Genomic DNA, 24021 nt, shown 5'->3' on the forward strand with positions numbered 1-24021 from the left:
GTGCGGCGGGGAGGAGAAAAAAGGTTCCTCCCGGGGCCTCTCTGCGTTGTCAACGCACGTAGCGCGCGAGCTCGTGCTTGGCGATGGCGTTGCGGTGCACTTCATCCGGGCCATCGGCCATGCGCAGGTGGCGGGCGTAGGCCCAGAAGTTCACCAGCAGAGTGTCCTGGCTCAAGCCCATGGCACCGAAGGCCTGCATGGCGTCGTCGATCACCTGGATGCAGTTGTTGGGCGCAATCACCTTGATCATCGCGATCTCCTGCGCCGCCACCTTGTTGCCCACCGTGTCCATGCGCCAGGCCGCGTGCAGCACCATCCAGCGCGTCTGGTCGATCAGCATGCGGCTCTTGGCAATGCGTTCGCGCCACACGCCCTGTTCGGACAGCGGCTTGCCGAAGGCCACGCGCGACACCACGCGTTCGCACATCATCTCCAGCGCCGACTCGGCCATGCCGATCATGCGCATGCAGTGGTGAATGCGCCCCGGGCCAAGGCGGCCCTGCGCAATTTCGAAGCCGCGGCCTTCGCCCAGCAGGATGTTGTCGACCGGCACGCGCACGTTCTCGAACAGCACCTCCGGGTGGCCGAACGGCGCATCGAAGTGATTGACCAGCGCCATGTCGCGCAGCACCGTGATGCCGGGCGTGTCGGCGGGCACGATGATCATCGACTGCTGCCGATGGCGATCGGCATTGTCGGGGTCGGTCTTGCCCATCAGGATGAACAGCTTGCAGCGCTCGTTCATTGCGCCCGTGATGTACCACTTGCGCCCGTTGATCGCGTACTCGTTGCCCTCGCGCCGGATGCTGCAAGAAATGTTGGTGGCGTCCGAAGAGGCCACTGCCGGTTCGGTCATTGCAAAGGCGGAGCGGATCTGCCCGTCGAGCAGCGGCTGCAGCCAGCGCGCCTTCTGCTCGGCCGAGCCGTAGCGCTCGATCACCTCGGTATTGCCCGTGTCCGGCGCACTGCAGTTGAACGCCTCGGCGCTCCAATAGCGGCGACCCATGATCTCGCACAGCGGCGCGTACTCCAGGTTCGTCAGACCCGCACCGTGCCCCGTCTCGGGCAGGAACAGGTTCCACAGGCCCGCCGCTCGGGCCTTTTCTTTGAGTTCTTCCAGCAGCGGCAAGCCGGTGTAGAAGCCGCCGTTCTTCTGCGCGTTGAGGTACGACTGATGCGCCTCTTCGGCCTGGCGCTTCTCGTTGGGGTAGATGTGCGCATCCATGAAGGCAAGCAGGCGCGTGCGCAGGTCCTGGACCTTGGGCGTGTAGGCGAATTCCATGAGAGACGTCTTTCGGATGAGGGCGATGGGAATGGCCTCCATGGTGCCCGGGTGAGGGGCGGGCGGCTGTCTCCTGCATGACGAAGGCGTGCGTTTCGAAGCGGCGCCAGGACGCGTTGCCTTCTTTCGAATGGACGGCTGATTGCGCAGGGCTCGGGCCACTGCGGTACAGAGGTCAAGGACGGACGTGGAGGTTTTGCGCAGCACTGCTTTGCACGAGCGTGCTGTAGATGCGGCCGACGAAGCGCTGCTTACTCGTGCGGAGTTTCAGCTACTTGCGCAGCGCTTGGAGCGGGTGAAGGGAATCGAACCCTCGTATGAAGCTTGGGAAGCTGCCGTTCTACCATTGAACTACACCCGCAGCAGGCGCGGATTCTACCGTTCTTGCTCGACGCAATGAACTTCGCGGTGCTCTTGAATGAAGATGGTCCGGCTGCCGTTCAATCCAGCGCCGGCGATGACGCGAGCACCCGGCTGTAATTCACCTCGACCGCAAGCGCTTCCTCCCCGGCCGGCGTGATGTTGAACATGCGGATGTCCAGGTGCTCGGGGTGGGGCTGAGACACCTCGGTACGCCAGCCCCAGCGTTCCCCGCCCGCGCCGGTGCCGTAGCTGCCCAGCGCGCCGAAGCGTCCGTCCTCCACTCGACCGGTGCTGAACATGATCGACGTGCCGGTGCCGAAGCTTTCGCCCCAGGCGCACTCGAAGGCGTCTTCATCGAGGTGGTAGCCCCAGAGCGCGACGCCCTCGAAAGGCTCGCCGCTGCAACGGCCCTCGTATTCGTGCAGGAGGAACCGGCCGCGGCCGACCAGGCGGATGGTGCCGCGCTGCACCGATTCGTCGGCCGGCTTGCCGGGCTCGAACCAGAGCCGGAAGCGGCCTTCCCAGTGGCCGGCCATCGCAGCCAGCCGGTGATGCATGCCGCCGGGCGCGGCTGAACGTTCAAACGCTTCTTTGCTCATGAGGCCTCTCGTGAACAGGGTGCTCGCGCGGGAGATGGTGGGTTCATCGCTCGGCATGGTGCGCCACCCGCCCAAATCCGACTTTTTTGCCCAACTAATCCAGACAGCGCCACATCGCCCCAAAAGAATCCGGCACCCTCAGGTTCAACAAGAAGCATTGTTGAGGGGATCAAGAAATGCATCTGCTCTTCCTGCTGCGGCTTCAGCATGTCGAGTTACCCACGGAGGTTGTGAGGCCCGAAGAAATCAAGCATGTTTCGGTTCTCAAGGCCACCGGCCTGATCGAAGCGGAAATAGCTCCAGCCATAGATCCGTCCGGCAAGTTCAACGTGGCCCGAACGGCCATCGTGACGGCGATTACCGACGATGGCATTACCGAGATTGCCAAGTTGTGCACCGAACGGATGCGGCCCGCAACGACAGCATCGCGGGCGTCCAGAAGGCACCACCGCGGTGAGCGCGCTGCCGCGAACGACTTGCATGGAAAGCGGTGCACCCGATGCGGCGCGCTTCGGGCGCCGAACGCTGCGGTTTGCGGCAATTGCCGGGCGCCCTGGGCGGATTCGGGCGCGCCGACCTGATCAGAAGACCGAGGGCACTCCTTCGGATCTCGCCCGCATGGGCATGCTGGGCGCTTCGCCGACGGGCAGGCTGGGCACTTCGCCGATGCCGGTAGCAAACCATCGAAAGATGTTGGTGCGCTGGTCGACGCGACCGGTGGTCCGCACGAACAAATAACCTGATTTGGTGTTGCCCGACCCGTCGACCGGAATTCCGGCGGCGCGAAGAGCTGCAATCTCCGCGCTGGGGGTCATGTCGAACGGCAGCCGCAAGGTGATGGTTGCGTTGTGGATGTAATTCGGAGCGGCGATTGCTTTCTTCCCTCTGTCTTGTTGAGGGGAGTAAAGCCCAGAGTCAGCTTTTGCGCATACCGTACTTGTGGGATGCGCTCGAACGCGGGCCTGCCGCCGGAGAAAGCCGTTACGCCGGTCTCAGCCGGTCTCAAAGCGGACCGTAGAGCGCCCTGATGTGCTGGCCCGCACTGACGGAGGCCGAATCGCCATAGCCGTCGCCAACCGCCGCGCACAGTTCCGCAATGCCGTGAGCGAAAGCTATATGCGTCTGGTCGAGCCGGTCGCCCGCCTTGATGAGGCCGAGCTCGGCCGCCAGCGCAGTGAAGTTTGTCTCGGGGTCGCGCACCAGCTGGTCAGGTTCGGGGGTGTTTTCGAAATGCTGGCGTGCCACGTCCGCGGGTGGCCTGTCGCCGACCACGCGGACAAGCGTCAAGCCCTGGTCGAGCAGGAATTCATGATCCGCGCGTCCACCGGCCAGGCGCGTCCACTCGGCGGCGAATAACGACGCCCATTCGAGGCGGGCATTCCTTGAGACAAATTCAGGCATTTCGCGGAACCCAGAAAGTACCTCTAAAGTATACATGTTACTTTTCGGGTTTTGCGTACCGGAACTCAGGGCTGAACGGAGAATTTGGTGGGAAAAGGTAACGCGCTGTCACGCACTGGCGCCGTCCGCTCCTTCCGCAGCCCCGCGTTCAGCGCAGGAAAACGTGTTCCATGAACTGCCTGATAGGGTACTGGATGACCGTTTGCACCCCGGCCGGCAGTTCCAGCGGACGCATCAGCATCTTGAGGGTGGCGCCAGCGCTCAGGTTGGTGCGCACGGTGCTGTTCAGGCGGGCGCTCAGTTTCTGGACAAAGGCGGTGTCGCCGGCGCATTCGGGCGACCGGGTGCGCACCACGTGGCGAATGGCGCAATCGGCGTCCTCGCTCTTGAGCTCCAGCGTGCGCCGGCCGATGGTGCCCAGCACACGAAGGCGGCCGAGCCTTTCCTCGTGGCGATAGCGGCGGAAAAAGCGGTAGAAGTGCTTGTAGTGGCTGACTTCGTCGGCCGCAATGAGGTTCGCCAGATCGCGCAGCACCGGTTCGGCGGTGCCGCGCGCCATGGCCCGGTAGTAGCTGGCGGTGCCGGTTTCGACCACGCAGCGCGCGGTCATTTCGAGCCCGCGCGTCGGGGCTAAAAGCTCGATCTTGCAGTAGCTCGCGTATTCCTCGAGGAAGCCGCGGTAGGCGGTTTCCCAGTCGAATTCGGGCCAGACGTGAGCCACGTAGGCGCGCAGGGCCCTGCCGTGCTGGAGTTCCTCGGGTTCCCAATGGTGGGTGAGCCACGCGGTAACTTCGTCGTCGCCGCGGAAAAAGTCGACCAGGTTCTGGGTGTACAGGTCCGAGCCGCTTTCGATGAACGAGGCGGAAGCAACGAGGTAGAAAAGATTTTCGTCCCGGCGGACCTCCTCGAGCGCAATGCGCGAAAAGTCCAGATCCTCGATCTTCCAGTGTGCCGCCTCATGACCAGCCATGCATGCTCCTTGATTCACGTTGGGATGAATAGGACGAAGCCGCGCGCGTTTGGTTCTCCGCGCTAATGCTCATGTTAGCGGCGGCGCCCCGGCAAGGCGCTGGCGGCGTTCCCGGCAGGGCATGGCCCGGTTGCCAAACCTATAATCGTTTGTTCAAGCAAATCAAGCAGTTAGGTCGGTTCGACGCAGTGGGTTCGACGAGAGGGTCGCCATCGCCAGGCCGTCCTCGACAGAAGACGAAATCCAAAGATGAGCCAGCCCACATTCACGGTCGCGGACATCCGCAAGACCTTTCTCGATTTCTTCGCCTCCAAGGGCCACACGGTGGTGGCCTCGAGTTCGCTGGTGCCGGGCAACGACCCGACGCTCATGTTCACGAACTCGGGCATGGTCCAGTTCAAGGACGTGTTCCTGGGCGAAGACAAGCGCAACTACGTGCGCGCTGCCTCGGTACAGGCCTGCCTGCGCGCCGGCGGCAAGCACAACGACCTCGAGAACGTGGGCTACACCGCGCGCCACCACACCTTCTTCGAGATGCTGGGCAACTGGAGCTTCGGCGACTACTTCAAGCGCGAGTCGCTCAAGTGGGCCTTCGAGCTGCTGACCGAGGTGTACAAGCTGCCGGCCGAAAAGCTCTGGGCCACGGTCTACATCGAGGACGACGAGGCCTACGACATCTGGACCAAGGAAATCGGTCTGCCGCCGGAGCGCGTGGTGCGCATCGGCGACAACAAGGGCGGCCGCTACATGTCCGACAACTTCTGGATGATGGCCGACACCGGACCTTGCGGCCCGTGCTCCGAAATCTTCTATGACCACGGCCCCGAGATTCCCGGCGGCCCGCCCGGCAGCCCCGATGAAGACGGCGACCGCTACATCGAGATCTGGAACAACGTGTTCATGCAGTTCGACATGCAGCCCGACGGCTCGGTCAAGAAGCTGCCGGCGCCCTGCGTCGACACCGGCATGGGCCTGGAGCGGCTCGCTGCCATCCTGCAGCACGTGCACAGCAATTACGAGATCGATATTTTCGACGCGCTCATCAAGGCCGCTGGCCGCGAGACCGGCACGCAAGACCTGTCGAACAACTCGCTGCGCGTGATTGCCGACCACATTCGCGCCACCTCGTTCCTGGTGGCCGACGGCGTCATTCCATCGAACGAAGGCCGCGGCTACGTGCAGCGCCGCATCGTGCGCCGCGCGATTCGCCATGGCTACAAGCTGGGCCAGAAGAAGCCGTTCTTCCACAAGCTGGTGCCCGACCTCGTCAAGCTGATGGGCGACGCGTACCCCAAGCTCGTGGCCGACGAAAAACGCATCATCGAAACACTGAAGGCCGAGGAAGAACGCTTCTTCGAAACGTTGGCCAACGGCATGGAAATTCTCGATGCGGCCCTGGCCGGCGATGCCAAGACGCTGCCGGGCGACGTCGCGTTCAAGCTGCACGACACCTACGGCTTCCCGCTCGACTTGTCGGCCGACGTGTGCCGCGAGCGCGGCGTGAGCGTCGACGAAGCCGGCTTCACCGCCGCCATGGAAAAGCAGAAGGCCGCGGGCCGTGCCGCCGGCAAGTTCAAGATGGACCGCAACGTCGAATACGGCGGCGCGGGCAACGTCTTCACCGGCTATGAACACCTCGAAGAAACTGCCAAGGTCGTGGCGCTGTACTTCGAAGGCGCGGCCGTGCAAGAGCTGAAAGAAGGCCAGCCCGGCATCGTGGTGCTCGACACCACGCCGTTCTATTCGGAGAGCGGCGGCCAGGTGGGCGACCAGGGCGTGCTCGTGGCTGAAGGCGTGCAGTTCGGCGTGGAAGACACGCAGAAGATCAAGGCCGACGTGTTCGGCCATCACGGCACGCAAACGCAAGGCACGCTGAAGGTGGGCGACACGGTCAAGGCCGCCGTCGACACCGCGCGCCGCGCCGCGACCATGCGCAACCACTCGGTCACCCACCTGATGCACAAGGCCCTGCGCGAAGTGCTGGGCGGCCACGTGCAGCAGAAGGGCTCGCTGGTCGATGCAGACAAGACGCGCTTCGACTTCGCGCACAACGCGGCCGTCACGCACGACCAGATTCTCGAAATCGAAAAGCGCGTGAACGCCGAAATCCTTGCCAACACCGAGACGCACGCGCGCGTGATGGACATGGAGTCGGCCCAGAAGACCGGCGCCATGATGCTGTTCGGCGAAAAGTACGGCGAGAGCGTGCGCGTGCTCGACATCGGCACCAGCCGCGAACTCTGCGGCGGCACCCACGTGGGCCGCACCGGGGACATCGGCATGTTCAAGATCGTGAGCGAAGGCGGCGTGGCTGCCGGCGTCCGCCGTATCGAAGCGGTCACGGGCGCCAATGCGCTCAGCTACTTGCAAGACCTCGAATCCACGGTGCAGAGCGTGGCCGCCACGCTCAAGTCGCCGGCGGCCGAGTTGCAGGGCCGGCTCACGCAGGTGCTGGAGCAGGTAAGGGCGCTGGAGCGCGAGGTGGGCTCGCTCAAGGGCAAGCTCGCGTCGTCCAAGGGCGACGAACTCCTGGCGCAGGCCATCGACGTCAACGGTATCAAGGTGCTGGCCGCCAAGCTCGACGGCGCCGACGCCAAGACGCTGCGCGACACCATGGACAAGCTGAAGGACAAGCTCAAGACTGCAGTGATCGTGCTGGCCGCGGCCGATGGCGCCAAGGTGCAGGTGGCTGCGGGCGTCACGAGCGACACGGTGGGCAAGGTCAAGGCCGGCGAGCTGGTCAACTTTGTCGCGCAGCAGGTGGGCGGCAAGGGCGGCGGCAAGGCCGACATGGCCATGGCCGGCGGCACCGATGCCGCGGGCCTGCCTGCCGCGCTCCAATCGGTGCAGGCCTGGGTGGCGGAACGCACCTGATGGCCTCCACCGAGGTGCTCGGCCCCCCTCCCGGCGAAGTGCTGGTGATGGGGGCGGGCACCATCGGTTGCTTCATTGGCGGCAGCCTTGCCGCGGCGGGCGTTCCGGTCACTTTTGTCGGGCGTTCGCGCGTGCTGCAAAGTCTTGCTGCGCACGGCCTGACGCTCAGCGATATCGAAGGCGGCGCACATCGCTTGCCCGCCGCCAGCCTGCGCTTGAGCGAACAAATTCCCGTCGGCGCAGCGCCTGCGCTGGTGCTGCTGTGCGTGAAGAGCGGTGCCACGGCCGAGGCGGCCGCCGAGCTTGCCTTTGCGCTGCCCGCGGGCACCACGGTCGTCTCGTTGCAGAACGGCATTTCCAACTGCGCCGCGGCCTCGAAGGCCGGCCCCACGCTCGGCGTGCTGCCCGGCATGGTGCCGTACAACGTGGCGGAGATCGGTCCCGGGGCTTTCCACCGGGGCACCGCAGGGCGGTTGGCTGCAAAGGACGATGCGGCGCTTCGGCCATGGCTGCCGGTGTTCGAGCGTGCCGGCGTGCCGATCGACCTGCACGCCGACTTGCTGCCCGTGCAATGGGGCAAGCTGCTGCTCAACCTCAACAACCCCGTCAATGCGCTCTCGGGCCTGCCGCTGCGCGACGAGTTGCTGCAGCGTGGCTACCGGCGCTGCTTTGCCGCGTTGATCGACGAAGCATTGGGCGTGCTCGGCAGCGCCGGCATTGCACCGGCGCAGGTTACCGCTGTGCCCGCACAGCGGCTGCCGACCGTGCTGCGGTTGCCCGATTGGCTGTTCCGCATCGTCGCGGCGCGCATGCTGCGCATCGATGCGAAGGCTCGTTCGAGCATGGCGGACGACCTGGCGCTCGGTCGGCGCACGGAGATCGATGCGCTCAGCGGCGAGGTCATGCGGCTTGCACAAGACCATGACGTGGAAGCGCCGCGCAACGCAAGAATGTTCGCGCTGCTCGAAGAATGGCCGCAGCAGCCCAGGCGTTGGACTGCGCGGCAATTGCAAGACGCACTCGGGCTTTAGCGTCGCGTCGAATACATGCAGTGTGGCTGCATGGTCACATCGCATGCGCCCGGCTTTTTGACCTGGCGCGCTGCACGCGGCAAGAAGAAAGAACCATCTTCGTAGTGCATTGCGCGCATGCGTTCAATGACTCCCTTTGTCGTATGGCGCGCGAACATTTTGAGAGGGAAAAGTTCCGCACTTCGTTGACGCTGTCATATTCGATCAGCTAAAAATGTTCGCACTTCCAAGGAGGGAGAGCGCACGTGAAGCTATCCACAACAGCCCATAACAACTTGCCGTCGCGACCCCGATTTCACGCTCGCGTGGTGTGTGAATACGCCGCTGAACACGTCCCCAAACATGCCGCCCGATACACCGCGTTAGCCGCGTTAACGCGCTCGCGCTAAGCCACCCATTCGGGCATTCAGGCTCAGCCCGGTCTAGCCATTCCATCGCCCTCGCATCGACGGGAATGGAACCCCTCGCTCCTCGCATCCTGGGACCACCCGCCTGACAGCGGTGTGGTTCGGCGTGGCACGCCTGTGCCGCGCCGGCTGAAGAACAAGGCATGTTGCTCGCGCTTTCCTGCGAACGTTTCGTTCGCCGGGAGGGCGGGGTGCTGCCTGTTCGTTCGATGTGTTGTTCATTCCTTTTCTCATTCCATTTCCGCGCGCGCTCGCGCTGGGCCGGCTACCCGCCGGTGCATGCGGGGCGGTGCTTGTCTTTACCAAGAGGCGATCATCATGAAGAAACTTGTCAAGCCAGTCGTCAGCAACCTTGCCATTACCGCCGTGACCCTTGCCACCCTCGTGGCTTGCGGCGGCGGAGGCGGCGGCGACTCTTCTCTGGGAGGCACTGCGCTGAGTGCTTCCGCTCCGCCGGCGGACAGTGCGGCATCGCCCAAAGCGCCTGATGACGGGCCGGCGCTTGCGCCGGATTCGGCCGTGGCCCAGATCGATCGGTCCGCAAGGCCGATGGAGCTGCCCGATACCGTCTGGCCCATCAACTACAAGCTGTGGTTCCGCCCCGATGCGGCGCTCAAGACGTTCGTGGGGCGCGGGGATGTGGAGATCGAAGTGCTCAAGCCCGTGGACGCCATCGTCGTCGCTGCGCACGACCTGAAGTTTGCCAACGGCCGCACCACCTTGCGCAAGCTGTCGAATCCGTCCGAGGTGATTACGCTGGTGCCCACGCCGCAGACGCTGGGCGACTTCGTCCAGCTGCGGCGCAACGACGGGCAGATTGCCAAGGGCAAGTACCTGCTGCACATGGAGTGGGACGGCAAGATCCAGTTCTCGGATGCGGAGTACTGCCCGCCCGACGAGATGGCGCGCAACCCGTTCTGCTCGGCCGCCACCGGCATCTTCAAGGTGGGCCTTTCCACGCCCGAGGGCGTGAGCAGCGACGCCATCGTGACGCAGGGCGAAACCAACTTTGCGCGGCAGTGGTTCCCGGGCTGGGACGAGCCGGCTTTCCGCCACACCTTCGAGATTTCCGCCGAGGTGCCGGGCGACTGGCAGACCGTGTCGAACGCCGCGCAGAAATCGGCCGTCAAACTGCCCGACGGCTACCAGCAGGTGGCGTTCGAGAAGACGCCTTCCATGCCGATGTATCTCGCCTTCTTCGGCGGCGGCAAGTTCGACATTCTTTCGGACACCTTCAAGAACCCGCTCGACGGCAGCGAGATGCCGCTGCGCTGGTTCACACCGCCGGGCCGCTCCACCTGGGCCACCTTTGCGATGGAGTGGACCAAGGTGGCGATGGACTACTACTACAACTACACCGGCATTCCGCTGCCGTTCAAGAAGTTCGACACCGTGGCGGCCAACGACAGCTACGACAACAAGCCGAACACCGGCTTCGGCGGCATGGAGAACTGGGGCTCCATCTTCGAGTTTGCCGACCGCGTGCTCACCAAGCCGGGCGACACGCCCACGCTGTATTCGGTGACGGTGGTCACGCATGAAATTGCGCACCAATGGTTCGGCGACCTCGTCACGCTCGACTGGTGGGACAACGTGTGGCTCAACGAATCGTTCGCGCGCTGGTTCGACCGCCGCACCACGATCAAGTTTCACCCGAACTACTACAGCTTTTCCGACTACGTGCTCGACAAGCACACCGTGATCGTGGCCGACCTGAAGGACACCGCGGTGCCGGTACAGCGCAACCTGAACGATGCGGGCTCGTTTGGCTTCATCAGCCCTTCGATCTTCGTCTACAACAAGGGCAGCCACGTACTGGAAATGGTGCAGAACTACATCGGCGAAGAAGCAATGCAGAAGGGCCTGCAGATCTACCTGAAGGACTACGCATTCGGCAACGCCACGCCGTCGCGGCTGTGGAACTCCATCGAGAAGGCGAGCGGCGGCAAGAAGGTGGCGGACATCGGCGACAGCTTCATCCGGCAGACCGGCGTGCCGCTTCTGACGGTGGACGCGCAATGCGCGGGGGACCGCACCTACGTGTCGATCAGCCAGGAGCCGTTTCCGAACCAGAACCCCTATCCGGCATCGGCGTGGACCATTCCCGTGACGCTGGCCTACGGCGATGCGATGGAACAGCGCAAGACCTTCGTCATAGCGACCAGCACCACGCAACTGGAGCTTCCGGGTTGCACCGCGGTGCTTGCCGGGCCGACCGGGCAGGACTACTACGTGAGCAACTACAGCACGCAGTCGTGGAGCGACCTGCTGGCCAAGGCGCAGGCCTTTGCCGACAACAAGCCGCTGCTGCTCAACATCGAGAGAGACGCATTCCGTCTCCTTTCGATCGGCCGCATCACCCAGGGGCAATACGACCAGATCAAGAACATCGTCAACCTGCCTTCGACGCTCCTGGCCAAGACCGAAGCGAGCCAGCAGAAGGTGATGGCGCAGGACGCCGGCGGCAAGGAAGACTACCCGCACGCGCTGCGCTACCAGGGCAGCCTGAAGCTGCGCCAGAACGAGAAGCGCTGATGAGCACCGCCATGAAAAAAGCACTGAGCTACCTGGCGGCCGGCGCGGCCGCACTGCTGTTGCTGACCGCCTGCGGGCCGAGCGGAGGGCCCGAGGCGGAACTGGTCGGCGTGTATGCCGTAAAGAAGAACGGCGTGCTGAAAGAGCTGGTCAAGATCGAGCGGCAGGGCGGCCGCTACATCATGCGCGACAAGGTGCGCACTCCCGAGTGGAGCGAACCCAAGATGCAGATGGAGCCCGTGACGCGCGAGGCCTGGCGCAGGATCACCACCGACACCGAGAACACTGCCTTTGTCGGCGTGGCGAGCGAGCAGCTCGGCGTGTTCAAGGTGCCGCCGGGCTGGAAGAAGAACGACTTCAGCACCGGCACCGGGTACTTCCTGTTCTATTCGCGAGGACCTGTCGAAGCCCACAAGCTGTGAGCTGCGCGCAATGAAGCCGGCCGGCTAGGCCGTCGGCGCGACGACGGCGCCTTCGATGCGATGGCGCCCGAGCGCATCGGCGACAAAGCCGCTGGCTTTCATCTCTTCGACGAAGGCGGCCAGCAGCGCCTGAGCCCCGGCACCGCGGCTGGCGGGGGTGCCCATGGCCTGCTGTATGACCATGAAGCGGCCGGGCAGCACGCGCACGCCCGGTTCGCGCCCGGCTTCGGCTTCGAGCAGCTGGCGAATGCCGGCGGCCACGTCGACCTGGCCCGAACGCAGCGCCGCCAGTGCGGCCGGTGCCCCCTGGAGCCGAACGATTTCGGCTTGCTTGATTTCGCGCGTCAGGAACAGGTCGTAGGCGCTGCCCGCGCCGACCGAAATTCGCTGGCCCGCGCGATCGACTTGCGCGTTGTCGGCCAGTTCGGATGCGTCGCGCACGAGGTAGCTGCCTTCGATGAGCACATACGGTGCAGTGAAGAGCAGCCCTTCGCTGCGCGCCGGGTCGATGGCGAAGAAGCCGATGTCGGCCTTCTCGTTTTTTACCGCATCGACCGACGCCGCCGCCTTTTCGAACACCACGAGCTCGATGCCCACGCCGAGCCGCCGCGCGAACTCGCGCGCGAGATCGATCGACACGCCCACCGGTTCGCCCGTGGCCGCGTCTCTGTTCGCGAGAATGGGGTTGCCCAGATTGATCGAGGCGCGCAGCGTGCCGCCGGGCGCGAAGGCGGAAACGAGAGCGGGGGCAATGGGTTGTTGCGGCTGTTGCTGGGTCATGGCGTCCATCGTTTCAGGAAGAGATGATGGCCGCCAGTTTACTGACCCGCATCGAACCGTATCAGCGCGCCGTCATCGGCTCGAGTCCGGTCTTTGCAATGGTCGGCGCTGCAGCGGGTGAGTTGAGGTACCGGATCAGCTGGCGCGCGGCGTCGGGCTGTTTCGAGGCGGTGGCAATGCCGGCCGAGAACACCGTGACGCGCTGCACCTCTGCCGGCAGCGGGCCGATGTAGTCGATGCCTTCGATCGGCAGCAGCTCGCTCACCTGTTGCAGCCCCAGCGCCGCGTCGCCGCGCGCCACCACGGTGCCCACGCGCTCGCTCAGTATGCGTTTGCTCTTGGGCTTGACCTGGTCTTCGATGCCGAGCTTCTTCAGCAGCTCGGTCTCGTAGTAAGTGCCGCTGGCGCTGGCCGAATAGGCGATGGAGGGCGCCGCCAGCAGCGTGCGCTTGAGCGCGTCCACGGTCGAGATGTCGGGCTTGGGCGCGCCCTTGCGCACGGCGAATCCAATGGACGACCGCACCAGGTCGACCTGGCTTCCAGGCACCACCTTGCCTTGCGCCACCAGCGCGTCGAGCGCCGGCCGCGCGAGGATCACCACGTCGGCAGGCTCGTTGCGCGACAGCCGGCTAGGAATGGAGTCTTCGGCGTTGCCCATGGAAGCGCCATAAGCGGTCTTGACCGCGCGGCCGCTGCTGCGCTCGAAGCCCGGGCGCAAGTCGTTGTAAGCCGCGGTGAAGCCGCCGGAAGTCATTACGTGGATGTCGCCGCCGGCGGGCGCCTGGCTGCCCAGGGTGCCGCATCCGGCAAGAACGGCCGCAGTTGTCAGCAGAGCGGCGCGGCGGGTCAGGCGATTGAACGAGAAAGGCTGGGTCTTCTTCATGATGTCTCCTGTTGAATCGCATCATCGTAAGCAGCGAGGCTGTCAATCAGCCTTCAATGCCTTCGGGGTAATTACCAAGCCTAGCGAGGCTACCGGGCCGGATCGAAATTCGTCCTGCTTCCTGTTGTCCTACCCCCCAGTGCATACTCCGCCCTGCATGCGCCTGAGCCAATTCATCAAAGACAACATCGAACCCATCCTCATCGAGTGGGAATCGTTCGCACGCACGATGATCCCGCCGGCGGAGACCATGTCCGTTGTCGAGCTGCGGGACCATGCGCATGAAATCCTGCTGGCAATTGCCGGCGAAATGGAATCCGCCCAGTCGGAAACGGAGCGCGAGGCCAAGTCGAAAGGGCTCGCGATACCGTTCGCCAAGGAGACATTCGCTGCCGAACATGGAGGCCTGCGCCAGCGGGTAGGTTTCGATCTCTCGCAGCTGGGCGCGGAATATCGCGCGCTGCGGGCCACGGTCCTGCGTTTGTGGATGGGACACGTCGGCACGGTCGACGCTGCGGTGCTGGAAGAAGTGGTGCGCTTCAACGAAGGCATCGACCAGGGCCTGGCCGAGGCCATGGCCACCTATTCGGAGCACGTTGCCAACTCCAGGGATACCTTCCTGGCGGTTCTGGGGCATGACCTGCGAAACCCCTTGAGCGCGCTCAGCTCCTGCATTCATCTTCTCGAACTGGCGGGCGAGGCCAAGCCCAAGGAACGCACCCTTCAGATCGCCAGGCGAAGCATTGCCTCGATCAACGACATGGTCACCGACCTGCTCGAGTACACGCGCACCCGGCTCGGACGCGGCATCGAGGTGGTGCCGCAAGAGGGCAACCTGAGCGCCCTGTGCCAGGAGGCCTTCGACGAGGTTTGTGCGGCTTACCCCAAGCGGGGGCTCGTTGCCGAGCTTCCGGCCGACGTGGTGCTGATGTTCGACGCGCCCAGAATGCGCCAGGTTCTTACGAACCTGCTGAGCAATGCCGTGCAGCATGGCGATCCCGCCTTTCCCGTGGCCCTGGTGATTCGCGATGAAGGCGCGCATGCAACGCTCATCGTCAAGAACCAGGGGCGGCCGATTCCTCCCGACTCGATGCAGGTCATCTTCAACCCGTTGGTGCAGGTGCCGACCAGGGAATCTGCGCCACACGAGCGGCCCGCCACGAGCCTGGGTCTCGGCCTCTATATTGCCCGCGAGATCGTCACGGGGCACGGCGGCACCATCACGGTGACCTCATCGGCGGCGGAAGGCACGGCATTTACCGTTCATCTGCCTCGCGGCGGCAAGCAGGCGACCCAGCCCGGCACTTGAGGCAAACAGGCACCGCGCAGCTATCCATTGCATAGCGCCGACGACTGGCCGGCCGCTGGGTAACTGGATCAGGCCAGCTGCCCGCTCGCCAGTGCCGCTGCGGCAGCGCGCGTCTCGACCCCGAGCTTCTCGAAGATGTGCTCAAGATGCTTGTTGACCGTGCGCGGGCTGGTGCCGAGGATTTCGCCGATGTCCCGGTTGGTCTTGCCCTTGGCAAGCCATGAGAGCACCTCGGTTTCGCGCGGCGTGAGCGCCGCTTCGGCAAGCCGTGCCGACGGCGTGCCCGTGGCGCCTTCGCGCTGCGTCGCGAACAGAAGCATGGTTTCGCCGAGCGCCGCCGCGCCGAGATTGCGCACCGAGATGCGTGCGCCCGCCGCTGTAGTCAGTGCAATGGCCGCGCCGGGCGCGAGCGCGGATTCGAGCGAGGCAGGCAGCAACCCGGCGGCCAGTGGCGCATCGAGCGCATGGAGCCACAGCGCGGCTTGCGGAGAACGCCATGCGATGCGCCCGCGCGCATCGACGAACACCACGCCCATGCCGGCCACGTCGACCGCGTCGCGCGCCATGCGGGTGATGCGTGCGTTGCGCGTGTGCGTGTGCAGGCGCGCAAGCACTTCCTGCGCGCGAATCGGCTTCACCACGTAGTCGACACCGCCGCACTCGAAGCCTTCGACCACATGCGCGGTTTCCGAAAGGCCGGTCATGAACAGCACCGGAATGTGCGCAAGCGCCGCGTTGGCCTTGATGCGCCGGCAGGTCTCGAAGCCCGAAAGGCCGGGCATCATGCCGTCGAGCAGGATGGCGTCGGGCACCACCAGTTCGAGGCGCTGCAGCGCGGCCTCGCCGTCGGCGGCCACCAGCACGGTGTAGCCGCTGGACTCGAGCGTGTCGCACAGCATGCCGAGGCTGCTGGGGGCGTCGTCCACCACCAGCACCACGGGACGTTCGGCTTCAGGGGGTGAGGGTGTCTGCATCTTCTGCGAGTGCCTTGCGGAGATTGTCGAGATCGAATCGGGTGACCATGCCGCGCAGCCATGTGCAGGTCACGGCGGCGGGTGGAGAAGCGGCGGCGAGCCGGTCGAGCACCTGGTGCAGGCCGCGCACGTGGCCCATCTGCACCAGCCGCATCAGCTCGGCACGGTCGTCTTCCGAAAGCGCCAGTTGCTCCGGCCGGGGCGCGATGTCGGCGGTGGGCGGCATGGCATCGTTCAGCGCCAGCCATTCGAGGCCGAGGTGCCGTTCCAGCGTGGCGATCAGCTGCGACTCGATGACCGGCTTGCCCACGAACGCCTGGCAGCCCGCGGCGCGCAGCAGCTCGCCCTGGTTCTCGAACATGTTGGCCGAGACGATGATGATCGGGATGCGGTCGAAGCCCGAGGTGCGCACCAGTGCCGCGGTCTGCCAGCCGTCCATGTCGTCCATGGTGAGGTCCAGAAGAATCGCGGAGGGCAGGTTTTCGCGCAGGCTGTCGAGGCACTCGGTGCCGCTGGCGGCTTCTCGCACCTCGAAGCCCAGCGGCACCAGCATGCCGGCCAGCATCTGGCGCTGCACCGGCTGGTCGTCGACCACCAGCAGCGTGCGGCGCGCGCCGATATAGCCCGACACCGGCCGCCGCAGTGCGCCGGACTGCGCCTCTGGCCCCGGGTCGGCCACTTCGCGCAGGTACACCCGCACGCCGAACGTGCTGCCTTCGGGCGAGGTCGCGGCCAGGCGCAGCTCGCCACCCATCAGCGATGTGAGAAGGCCCGTGATGGTGAGCCCGAGCCCGGTGCCGGGTTCGCCGCGCTTGCGCCCAGCGGCCCCGCGCTCGAAGGGAAGAAAGATGCGCTGGTGGTCTTGCGGCGCCACGCCGATGCCGGTGTCGACCACGTCGAAGCGCAGCACCTCGCGCCGTGCATCGACATGCAGCGTGACCGTGCCGCTGTCGGTGAAGCGCACCGCGTTGGCCAGCAGGTTGATGAGAATCTGGCGCAGCCGCTTGGCATCGGCATGCACCCAGGGCGGCAGCCGCCCGCTGTGGGTGTACACGAACGCCAAGCCCTTGTTCTCCGCCTGCGGCCGCACCATGTGCACGAGCTCGTCGAGAAAGGCGGGCAGCGCGAGCGGGGCGGGTTCCAGCTGCAGGCGGCCGGCCTCGATGCGCGCCAGGTCGAGCAGCCCGTCGATCAGCCCCAGCATGTGCTCGCCGCTGCGCTGGATGGTCTGCACCGCCTCGCGCGGCGGCGCCACGGCCTCGGCCTTGAGCAGGATCTGCGAGTAGCCCAGGATGCTGTTGAGCGGCGTGCGCAGCTCGTGCGTCATGCCGGCCACGTAGCGGGTCTTGGCCTGGTTGGCGGCCTCGGCGGCTTCCTTCGCGGTCTGCAGCGCGGCGTCGGTGCGCTGGTGCGCCTCGATCTCGACGGTAAGCAGGTGGTTGTGGCGGTTCGATTCTTCCTGCGCCATCTGCCGGCTTTCGCTGCCCAGCACGATCCACCATGCAGCCACGGCGGCCACCAGTGAGAGCAGCGCAAACACCTTGAGGAACGCGCTTCGCAAGGCAGGGTCCACGGCATCCGAGCCCACGATGGCCTCTTGCGCATACACCACGCCCATCACCGTGGCTAGCAGAGCCACGAGCGAGGTGGCCACCATCAGGTAATGCGCAACGCGAAAGTTGAGCCGGCCCGACAACGCGGGCGGCAGCAGCGCCTTGAGCCAGCCGCTCATCTGCTCGGCGGCGCGCGAGTCGGTTTTGCAACGGTCGTGGCAGCGCGATTCAAGCGTGCAGCACAGCGAGCAGATGGGGGCGCTGTAGGCCGGGCAATGCGCCATGTCTTCCGACTCGAAGCTGTTGTCGCACACCGAGCACTTGACCATTTGCCCCGGCGTCCAGCGCCGGATGTCGGTGCGGGCCAGGTAGTAGCGCCCGCGCGTGCGCCAGGCCAGCAGCGGCGAAACCACCAGCGCCGTTGCCAGCGCGATGAAGGGCGAGAACGCCCGTGCCCATTGGCCTAGCACGCCGGAGTAGGCCAGCATGGCGAGCGCCGCCGCCACCAGCATCGCTCCCAGGCCGACCGGATTGATGTCGTACAGGTGCGCGCGCTTGAACTCGATGGTGCGCGGGCTCCAGCCGAGCGGCTTGTTGATGACCAGGTCGGCCACCAGCGCGCCGACCCACGCAATGGCGATGTTGCTGTAGAAGCCCAGCACGTGCTCGAGCGCCGCGAACACGCCGAGCGTCATCAGCAAAATGGCGATGACCACGTTGAACACCAGCCACACCACGCGCCCCGGGTGGCTGTGCGTCAGGCGCGCGAAGAAGTTGGACCACGCCAGCGAACCCGCATAGGCGTTGGTGAGGTTGATCTTCATCTGCGACACCACCACGAAGAGGGTGGTGATCGCCAGTACCCAGGCCGGGTCGCGCAACACGTACGAAAAGCCTGTGAGGTACATCAGCGTGGGCTCGATGGCGTGCTTGCCCGGAATCTCGTGCTGCAGCGCCAGAAAAGCCAGGAAGGCGCCGCCCATCATCTTGAGCATGCCCGGCACGATCCAGCCCGGCCCCGCCACCAGCACCGCGGCCCACCAGCGGCCCCGGTTGGAGGCCGTCTTCTCGGGCAGGAAGCGCAGGTAGTCGACCTGCTCGCCGATCTGCACCACGAGCGAGAAGGCCACCGTGGCGGCGGCGCCGAACATCAGCGGGTCGAAGCCGCTGCTGTCCGAGGTGCGGCCCACCAGGCCGGTGAAGTCGGCATAGAGCTCTGGCTTCTTCGCCAGCACCGCAATGAAGGGGCAGACGAACAGCACGATCCAGATCGGCTGCGTCCACAGCTGCAGGCCCGAGATGAGCGTGATGCCGCGCATGACCAGCGGCACGATCACGATCGACGAGAGCAGGTAGAGCAGCGGCAGCGGCCAGTCTAGGTACAGCTGCAGCGCCAGCGCGAGGATGGCCGCCTCCAGCGCAAAGAAGATGAAGGTGAAGCTCGCGTAGATCAGCGAGGTGAGGGTGGAGCCCAGGTAGCCGAAGCCCGCGCCGCGCGTGAGCAGGTCCATGTCCACGCCGTGCTTGGCTGCGTAGTAGGAAATCGGCAGGCCGGTGAGGAAGGTGATGAGCCCCACCACCAGGATGGCCCACAGCGCGTTCGAGAAGCCGTAGTTCAGCGCGATGGCACCGCCAATGGCTTCCAGCGCCAGGAACGAGGTGGCGCCGAAGGCCGCGTTGGCGACGCGGAACTCCGACCATTTGCGAAAGCTGCGCGGCGTGTAGCGCAGTGCGTAGTCCTCCAGCGTTTCGTTCGCCACCCACGCGTTGTAGTCGCGGCGGATGCGAAAGATCTTCTGGCCGGTGACGGATTGCATGGTGGGCTCTGGTGGCGAGGGCGGCGGTGGCATGGCAGCAGACACAGCAAGAAGCGCTCCCTGCATTTCCCTGGCTGCCGCCAGCCGTGCACGGCCTGCGAGTCTGGGTGCAGTCGCGCCTGCCGCCGCTACGTTGAATGACGTATTCGCGGCGGCCCAAGTGATTTCTAAAGTACCAGCCATGGTGCTCGGGGCACCGTCCGATGCACTGCGATGGTGCGCGGCTCTCCTTTCCAACAACCTGCCTGGAGTTTCCTGATGTCGCGTGATTTCGATCCCTCCCTCGATGCCCTGGCATTGCGCCGCCGCCGACTGCTGCAGGGCGCCGCCGCGCTGCCCGTGATGGGCCTCCCCGGCCTGAGCTTCGGCCAGTCGCAGTTCCCCACCGCCAAGGTCAACACCACCAAGCTCGCGGTGACCGACACCGAGGTGACGGTGGGCCAGCTGCACTCGTCCTCCGGCACCATGGCCATCTCGGAAACCGGCTCCATCCAGGCCGAGCAGCTCGCCATCGACCAGATCAACGCAATGGGCGGCATCCTCGGCCGCAAGATCAAGGTCATCAAGGAAGATGGCGCTTCCGACTGGCCGACCTTCGCCGAGAAGTCGAAGAAGCTGTTGGTCAACGACCACTGCGCCGCGGTGTTCGGCTGCTGGACCAGCGCCTCGCGCAAGGCCGTGCTGCCTGTGTTCGAGAAGGAGAACGGCCTGTTGTACTACCCGACCTTCTACGAAGGCCTGGAGCAGAGCAAGAACGTGATCTACACGGGCCAGGAAGCCACGCAGCAGATCATCTGGGGCCTGGACTGGGGCGCAAAGGAGAAGAAGGCCAAGACCTTCTTCCTTGTCGGCTCCGACTACATCTGGCCGCGCACCTCGATGAAGATCGCGCGCAAGCACATCGAGAATTTCCAGAAGGGGTCGGTCAAGGGCGAGGAGTACTACCCGCTGGGCCACACCAACTTCAACTCGCTGATCAACAAGATCAAGGTCGCCAAGCCCGACTGCATCTTCGCGGCGGTGGTGGGCGGATCGAACGTGGCCTTCTACAAGCAGCTGAAGGCCGCGGGCATCACGGGCGACAAGCAGTTCCTGCTGACGCTGGCCGTCACTGAAGACGAAATGACCGGCGTGGGCGGCGAAAACTTCGCGGGCTTCTATTCGTCGATGAAGTACTTCCAGTCGCTCGACAACGAGAACAACAAGAAGTTCGTTGCGGCCTTCAAGGCCAAGTACGGCAAGGACGCGGTGATCGGCGACGTCACGCAGGCGGGCTACCTGGGCCCGTGGCTGTGGAAGGCCGCGGTGGAGAAGGCCGGCAGCTTCGACGTCGACAAGGTGGTGGCCGGCTCGCCGGGCATCGAGCTGAAGACGGCACCCGAAGGCTACGTGAAGCTGGATGCGAACCACCACCTGTGGAGCAAGGCGCGCATCGGGCAGGGGCAGCTGGACGGGACGTTCAAGGTGGTGGCGGAGTCGGCGGAATTGATCAAGCCGGATCCGTTCCCGAAGGGCTACCAGTAAGCAGGCCGCCGACCCTCACCCCAACCCTCTCCCGCGCGCGGGAGAGGGAGTCAATACAGGAATCTCCATGACTCTGTCGGACATGATGAACATCGGCCTCATGCAGGGCTTCGCGGGGCTGAGCCTCTTCGCGGTGCTGCTGCTCATGGGCCTGGGGCTCGCGATCATCTTCGGCCAGATGGGCGTCATCAATATGGCGCATGGCGAGTTCATGACCATTGGCGCCTACTCGATCTACCTGGCCGCGCGCGTCACCGAAAGCCTGGCGCCGGCGTTCATGCCGTATTACTTTCCGATTGCCATCGGCCTGGCTTTCGTGTTCGCCTTCATCGTCGGCTGGATCGTGGAGTGGGTGCTGATTAGGCATCTCTACAAGCGCCCGCTCGACACGCTGCTCGCCACCTGGGGCGTGAGCCTGGGGCTGCAGCAGCTCTTCCGCACCTTCATCGGCCCGAAGGAAGTGAGCCCCACGCTGCCCGAGTGGCTCATGGGTTCGTGGACGCCGCATGAAGGCCTCGACATTCCGATCAACGGCCTGTTCGTGCTGGCGCTCACCGCGCTGGTCACGGGCGGCGTGCTCGTCGCGCTGCACAAGAGCCGCTGGGGCCTGCGCGTGCGCGCCACCGTGGCCAACCGCACCATGGCCAACGCGACCGGCATCGACACAATGAAGACCGACCGCCTGACCTTCGCCATCGGCTGCGGCATTGCGGGCATGGCCGGCGCGGCCTTCACCACCATCGGCTCGACGGGGCCGACTTCGGGCTCGCTCTACATCGTCGACGCGTTCCTGGTCGTCACCTTCGGCGGCGCCGCGAGCTTGCTGGGCACCGTGGTGTCGGCCTTCGGCATTGCGCAGACCCAGTCGATCTCGGAGTTCTTCATGACCGGTTCGATGGCCAAGGTGCTGACGCTCTCGCTCATCGTGCTGATTCTCATGATGCGTCCGCAAGGGCTGTTCGCCGTGAAAGTCCGCCGCTGATGAACCCGAATCCTTTCTGGAGAACGTTCCGATGATGAATTTCATCAAGGCCTCGATCCTGCGCTACCAGCTGGGCAGCCTCTTGCTGCTGGTGCTGCTGCTGGCGGTCGTGCTGCCGCTGTCGCTCGACATCTTTCGCCTGAACCTGGTGGGCAAGTACCTCACCTATGCCTTCGTCGCCGTTGGCCTTGTGATGGTGTGGGGCTACGGCGGCGTGCTGAGCCTGGGGCAGGGCGTGTTCTTCGGCATCGGCGGCTATGCGATGGCGATGTTTCTCAAGCTCGAAGCCTCGGACCCCATCACCACCAAGATCCAGTCGACGCCCGGTATTCCGGACTTCATGGACTGGAACCAGATCACCGAGCTGCCCATGCTGTGGCTGCCGTTCAAGAGCCTGCCCCTGAGTTTGGCGCTGGTGGTGCTGGCGCCGATGGCACTGGCCTGGCTGGTGAGCTTCGCGATGTTCAAGCGGCGCGTGGGCGGCGTGTACTTCGCGATCATCACGCAGGCGGTGGCATTGATCTGCACCGTGCTCATCATCGGCCAGCAGGGCTACACGGGCGGCGTCAACGGCATGACCGACCTGAAGACGATGCTGGGCTGGGACACACGCACCGATGGCGCCAAGTACGTTCTCTACTACGTCTGCGTGGGGCTGCTAGTCGCCAGCATCGTGCTGTGCCGCTGGATCCAGACCAGCAAGCTCGGCACGCTGCTGCTCGCCATGCGCGACAAGGAAGACCGCGTGCGCTTCTCGGGCTACGACGTGTCGAACTTCAAGGTTTTCATTTTCTGCCTTGCGGCCGGGCTCTCGGGCATCGGCGGCGCAATGTTCGCGCTGCAGGTGGGCTTCATGTCGCCGAGCTTCGTTGGCATCGTGCCGTCCATCGAGATGGTGATCTTCTGCGCCGTGGGCGGCCGCATGAGCCTGGTGGGGGCGGTGTACGGCGCGCTGCTGGTGAATGCGGGAAAGACGCTGTTCTCCGAGAGCTTTCCGGACCTGTGGCTGTTCCTGATGGCCGGCCTCTTCATCGGCGTGACCATGGCCTTTCCGATGGGGCTTGCGGGTCTGTGGGACGAAAAGATCAGGCCCTGGTGGAAGGAGCGCCGCCAGGCGTTGCGTGAAGCCGCGGTGAAGCCACCGGCGTCAACTGCGACAGCACCCGCACCGGCTTCTCTTTCCCCGTCGTCTTCGCCCGAACCGCAACTGCCCGAAGGTGTCGGCAGCCAGCGCGCCTGAGAAACAACCGGATCACCTCATGAGCAATACCGACTTCGCGCTTGCGGTGGAAGACCTCACCGTGTCCTTCGACGGCTTCAAGGCCATTGACGACCTCACGCTCTACATCGACAAGAACGAGCTGCGCGTGATCATCGGCCCCAACGGTGCCGGAAAGACCACGCTGCTCGACCTGATCTGCGGCAAGACGCGCGCGAGCGGCGGCAGCATCAAGTTCAAGAACACCGAACTCACGAAGATGGCCGAGCACAAGCGCGTGCGGCTGGGCATCGGCCGCAAGTTCCAGACACCATCGATCTACGAGAACCTCAGCGTGTTCCAGAACCTCGAGGTGTCTTTTCCGAAGGGCCGTTCGGTGCTTGGTGCGCTGGCGTTCAAGTGCGACGACGAGGTCAAGGCCAAGGTACAGGCGGTGGCCGAAGACATCGGCCTGGCCGACAAGCTGCGCACCGAGGCGGGCCTGCTCAGCCACGGCCAGAAGCAATGGCTGGAGATCGGCATGCTGCTGATGCAGGAGCCCGAATTGCTCATGCTCGACGAGCCCATTGCAGGCATGAGCGCGCGCGAACGCGAGCTCACGGCCGAGCTGCTCAAGCGCATTTGCCAGAACCGGGCGGTGATCGTCATCGAGCACGACATGGCCTTCGTGAAGCAGATCGCGCACAAGGTGACCGTGATGCACCAGGGAAAGATCCTGGCAGAGGGGCCTATGGAGAAGGTGCAGGCGGATCCGCGGGTCATCGATGTTTATCTGGGGCACTAGATGACTTGTTCTTCTGGTTCTTGCGTTGTGCGCTATTCAGGGAGCGCACCCGCCGACGGGGTACCTTGCTCCGCGAATGTCCCCCGGCCTGCGGCCTCCTCCTTTATTTCGCTGCGCAAGGCACCCCATCAGCGGGAGCGTTGGAAAGAGCGGTCATTGATCGGCGGAACACCAGCAGCGCGTCCATGTGCACAGGGCATCGGGTGCTCCCCGCAGCGAAATAAAGGAGGAGCCGAAGGCGGGGGACATTCGCGGAGGGGAGTACTCGGTGGCCTTTGCACACGCCCTGAACAGCAGCGCCAAGAACGAACA

General features: G+C 64.9%; 19 protein-coding genes and 1 tRNA gene. 10 read left to right on the plus strand and 10 right to left on the minus strand.

The window, feature by feature from the left end; translation table 11 throughout:
- Nucleotides 1–49: 49 nt before the first annotated feature.
- The 3 genes from ABIC94_RS21445 to ABIC94_RS21455 form a co-directional block, all read right to left on the minus strand.
- Complete coding sequence (locus ABIC94_RS21445; protein ID WP_354375000.1) at nucleotides 50–1282, minus strand: acyl-CoA dehydrogenase family protein; 1233 nt, start codon at nucleotides 1280–1282, stop codon at nucleotides 50–52.
- 287 nt (nucleotides 1283–1569) lie between these two features.
- A tRNA-Gly gene (locus tag ABIC94_RS21450) sits at nucleotides 1570–1643 on the minus strand.
- 79 nt (nucleotides 1644–1722) lie between these two features.
- Nucleotides 1723–2244: a DUF1579 family protein gene (locus ABIC94_RS21455; protein ID WP_354375001.1), complete on the minus strand. Its 522-nt coding sequence runs from the start codon at nucleotides 2242–2244 to the stop codon at nucleotides 1723–1725.
- 176 nt (nucleotides 2245–2420) lie between these two features.
- On the opposite strand from ABIC94_RS21455, the gene ABIC94_RS21460 reads away from it, so the two are divergent.
- Nucleotides 2421–2825 (plus strand): hypothetical protein, encoded by a 405-nt coding sequence (locus ABIC94_RS21460; protein ID WP_354375002.1) that lies wholly within the window; start codon nucleotides 2421–2423, stop codon nucleotides 2823–2825.
- On the opposite strand, the gene ABIC94_RS21465 is transcribed toward ABIC94_RS21460, so the two are convergent.
- The 3 genes from ABIC94_RS21465 to ABIC94_RS21475 all read right to left on the minus strand — a co-directional run bounded on the left by ABIC94_RS21465 (nucleotide 2826) and on the right by ABIC94_RS21475 (nucleotide 4615).
- On the minus strand, nucleotides 2826–3077 hold the full coding sequence (locus ABIC94_RS21465; protein WP_354375004.1) for a hypothetical protein: 252 nt from the start codon (nucleotides 3075–3077) through the stop codon (nucleotides 2826–2828).
- Nucleotides 3078–3246: 169 nt separating this feature from the next.
- Nucleotides 3247–3645: a hypothetical protein gene (locus ABIC94_RS21470; protein WP_354375005.1), complete on the minus strand. Its 399-nt coding sequence runs from the start codon at nucleotides 3643–3645 to the stop codon at nucleotides 3247–3249.
- Nucleotides 3646–3793: 148 nt separating this feature from the next.
- Nucleotides 3794–4615, minus strand: coding sequence for a ferritin-like domain-containing protein (locus tag ABIC94_RS21475; RefSeq protein ID WP_354375006.1), 822 nt, complete (start codon nucleotides 4613–4615; stop codon nucleotides 3794–3796).
- A gap of 249 nt (nucleotides 4616–4864) precedes the next feature.
- On the opposite strand from ABIC94_RS21475, the gene alaS reads away from it, so the two are divergent.
- The 4 genes from alaS to ABIC94_RS21495 all read left to right on the plus strand — a co-directional run bounded on the left by alaS (nucleotide 4865) and on the right by ABIC94_RS21495 (nucleotide 11884).
- A complete protein-coding gene (gene alaS / locus ABIC94_RS21480; RefSeq protein ID WP_354375007.1) occupies nucleotides 4865–7489 on the plus strand; it encodes an alanine--tRNA ligase in 2625 nt (874 codons plus the stop codon).
- Entirely contained in the window at nucleotides 7489–8520 is a 1032-nt protein-coding gene (locus tag ABIC94_RS21485; protein WP_354375008.1) for a 2-dehydropantoate 2-reductase, read from the plus strand. Before alaS ends, ABIC94_RS21485 begins: the two co-directional genes overlap by 1 nt.
- Nucleotides 8521–9245: 725 nt before the next feature.
- Entirely contained in the window at nucleotides 9246–11462 is a 2217-nt protein-coding gene (locus tag ABIC94_RS21490) for a M1 family metallopeptidase (RefSeq protein ID WP_354375009.1), read from the plus strand.
- Between the two features lie 11 nt (nucleotides 11463–11473).
- Entirely contained in the window at nucleotides 11474–11884 is a 411-nt protein-coding gene (locus ABIC94_RS21495) for a hypothetical protein (RefSeq protein WP_354375010.1), read from the plus strand.
- Nucleotides 11885–11908: 24 nt separating this feature from the next.
- Here the strand turns inward: ABIC94_RS21495 and ABIC94_RS21500 are convergent, their stop codons facing one another.
- Both ABIC94_RS21500 and ABIC94_RS21505 read right to left on the minus strand, forming a co-directional pair.
- Nucleotides 11909–12664: a transporter substrate-binding domain-containing protein gene (locus ABIC94_RS21500; RefSeq protein ID WP_354375011.1), complete on the minus strand. Its 756-nt coding sequence runs from the start codon at nucleotides 12662–12664 to the stop codon at nucleotides 11909–11911.
- Nucleotides 12665–12725: 61 nt separating this feature from the next.
- A complete protein-coding gene (locus tag ABIC94_RS21505; protein ID WP_354375012.1) occupies nucleotides 12726–13547 on the minus strand; it encodes a substrate-binding domain-containing protein in 822 nt (273 codons plus the stop codon).
- Between ABIC94_RS21505 and ABIC94_RS21510 the strand changes: the two genes are divergently transcribed.
- Nucleotides 13519–14856, plus strand: coding sequence for a sensor histidine kinase (locus ABIC94_RS21510; protein ID WP_354375013.1), 1338 nt, complete (start codon nucleotides 13519–13521; stop codon nucleotides 14854–14856). The genes ABIC94_RS21505 and ABIC94_RS21510 overlap by 29 nt on opposite strands.
- Before the next feature lie 68 nt (nucleotides 14857–14924).
- On the opposite strand, the gene ABIC94_RS21515 is transcribed toward ABIC94_RS21510, so the two are convergent.
- Nucleotides 14925–15830 carry a response regulator transcription factor gene (locus ABIC94_RS21515; protein WP_354375014.1) on the minus strand — a complete coding sequence of 302 codons (906 nt, stop codon included), beginning with the start codon at nucleotides 15828–15830 and terminating at the stop codon, nucleotides 14925–14927.
- Nucleotides 15808–19200 carry a hybrid sensor histidine kinase/response regulator gene (locus ABIC94_RS21520; RefSeq protein ID WP_354375015.1) on the minus strand — a complete coding sequence of 1131 codons (3393 nt, stop codon included), beginning with the start codon at nucleotides 19198–19200 and terminating at the stop codon, nucleotides 15808–15810. Before ABIC94_RS21520 ends, ABIC94_RS21515 begins: the two co-directional genes overlap by 23 nt.
- Nucleotides 19201–19458: 258 nt before the next feature.
- Here ABIC94_RS21520 and urtA point away from each other — a divergent pair, with 258 nt between their 5' ends.
- The 4 genes from urtA (at nucleotide 19459) to urtD (ending at nucleotide 23709) form a co-directional block, all read left to right on the plus strand.
- Nucleotides 19459–20724 (plus strand): urea ABC transporter substrate-binding protein, encoded by a 1266-nt coding sequence (gene urtA, locus ABIC94_RS21525; protein ID WP_354375016.1) that lies wholly within the window; start codon nucleotides 19459–19461, stop codon nucleotides 20722–20724.
- Between the two features lie 67 nt (nucleotides 20725–20791).
- Entirely contained in the window at nucleotides 20792–21706 is a 915-nt protein-coding gene (gene urtB / locus ABIC94_RS21530; RefSeq protein WP_126746926.1) for an urea ABC transporter permease subunit UrtB, read from the plus strand.
- A 34-nt stretch (nucleotides 21707–21740) separates the two neighbouring features.
- The gene (urtC, locus tag ABIC94_RS21535) at nucleotides 21741–22946 is read left to right on the plus strand and encodes an urea ABC transporter permease subunit UrtC (RefSeq protein WP_354375076.1); all 1206 of its coding nucleotides are present in this window, start codon (nucleotides 21741–21743) and stop codon (nucleotides 22944–22946) included.
- A 19-nt stretch (nucleotides 22947–22965) separates the two neighbouring features.
- Entirely contained in the window at nucleotides 22966–23709 is a 744-nt protein-coding gene (urtD, locus tag ABIC94_RS21540; protein WP_354375017.1) for an urea ABC transporter ATP-binding protein UrtD, read from the plus strand.
- The last annotated feature ends 312 nt before the right edge of the window (nucleotides 23710–24021 follow it).

This window comes from Variovorax paradoxus, from assembly GCF_040544635.1.
GTDB classification, from domain to species: Bacteria; Pseudomonadota; Gammaproteobacteria; order Burkholderiales; family Burkholderiaceae_C; genus Variovorax; species Variovorax paradoxus_R.

Bases quoted from the DNA above. Each gene is read 5' to 3' on its own strand.
- ABIC94_RS21475 (WP_354375006.1), bottom strand. From the start codon at position 4,615: ATGGCTGGTCATGAGGCGGCACACTGGAAGATCGAGGATCTGGACTTT.
- alaS (WP_354375007.1), top strand. From the start codon at position 4,865: ATGAGCCAGCCCACATTCACGGTCGCGGACATCCGCAAGACCTTTCTC.
- ABIC94_RS21505 (WP_354375012.1), bottom strand. From the start codon at position 13,547: ATGAAGAAGACCCAGCCTTTCTCGTTCAATCGCCTGACCCGCCGCGCC.
- ABIC94_RS21485 (WP_354375008.1), top strand. From the start codon at position 7,489: ATGGCCTCCACCGAGGTGCTCGGCCCCCCTCCCGGCGAAGTGCTGGTG.
- ABIC94_RS21470 (WP_354375005.1), bottom strand. From the start codon at position 3,645: ATGCCTGAATTTGTCTCAAGGAATGCCCGCCTCGAATGGGCGTCGTTA.
- ABIC94_RS21455 (WP_354375001.1), bottom strand. From the start codon at position 2,244: ATGAGCAAAGAAGCGTTTGAACGTTCAGCCGCGCCCGGCGGCATGCAT.
- urtC (WP_354375076.1), top strand. From the start codon at position 21,741: ATGAATTTCATCAAGGCCTCGATCCTGCGCTACCAGCTGGGCAGCCTC.
- urtB (WP_126746926.1), top strand. From the start codon at position 20,792: ATGACTCTGTCGGACATGATGAACATCGGCCTCATGCAGGGCTTCGCG.
- ABIC94_RS21515 (WP_354375014.1), bottom strand. From the start codon at position 15,830: ATGCAGACACCCTCACCCCCTGAAGCCGAACGTCCCGTGGTGCTGGTG.
- ABIC94_RS21460 (WP_354375002.1), top strand. From the start codon at position 2,421: ATGCATCTGCTCTTCCTGCTGCGGCTTCAGCATGTCGAGTTACCCACG.
- ABIC94_RS21520 (WP_354375015.1), bottom strand. From the start codon at position 19,200: ATGCAATCCGTCACCGGCCAGAAGATCTTTCGCATCCGCCGCGACTAC.
- urtD (WP_354375017.1), top strand. From the start codon at position 22,966: ATGAGCAATACCGACTTCGCGCTTGCGGTGGAAGACCTCACCGTGTCC.
- ABIC94_RS21445 (WP_354375000.1), bottom strand. From the start codon at position 1,282: ATGGAATTCGCCTACACGCCCAAGGTCCAGGACCTGCGCACGCGCCTG.
- urtA (WP_354375016.1), top strand. From the start codon at position 19,459: ATGTCGCGTGATTTCGATCCCTCCCTCGATGCCCTGGCATTGCGCCGC.
- ABIC94_RS21500 (WP_354375011.1), bottom strand. From the start codon at position 12,664: ATGACCCAGCAACAGCCGCAACAACCCATTGCCCCCGCTCTCGTTTCC.
- ABIC94_RS21495 (WP_354375010.1), top strand. From the start codon at position 11,474: ATGAAAAAAGCACTGAGCTACCTGGCGGCCGGCGCGGCCGCACTGCTG.
- ABIC94_RS21490 (WP_354375009.1), top strand. From the start codon at position 9,246: ATGAAGAAACTTGTCAAGCCAGTCGTCAGCAACCTTGCCATTACCGCC.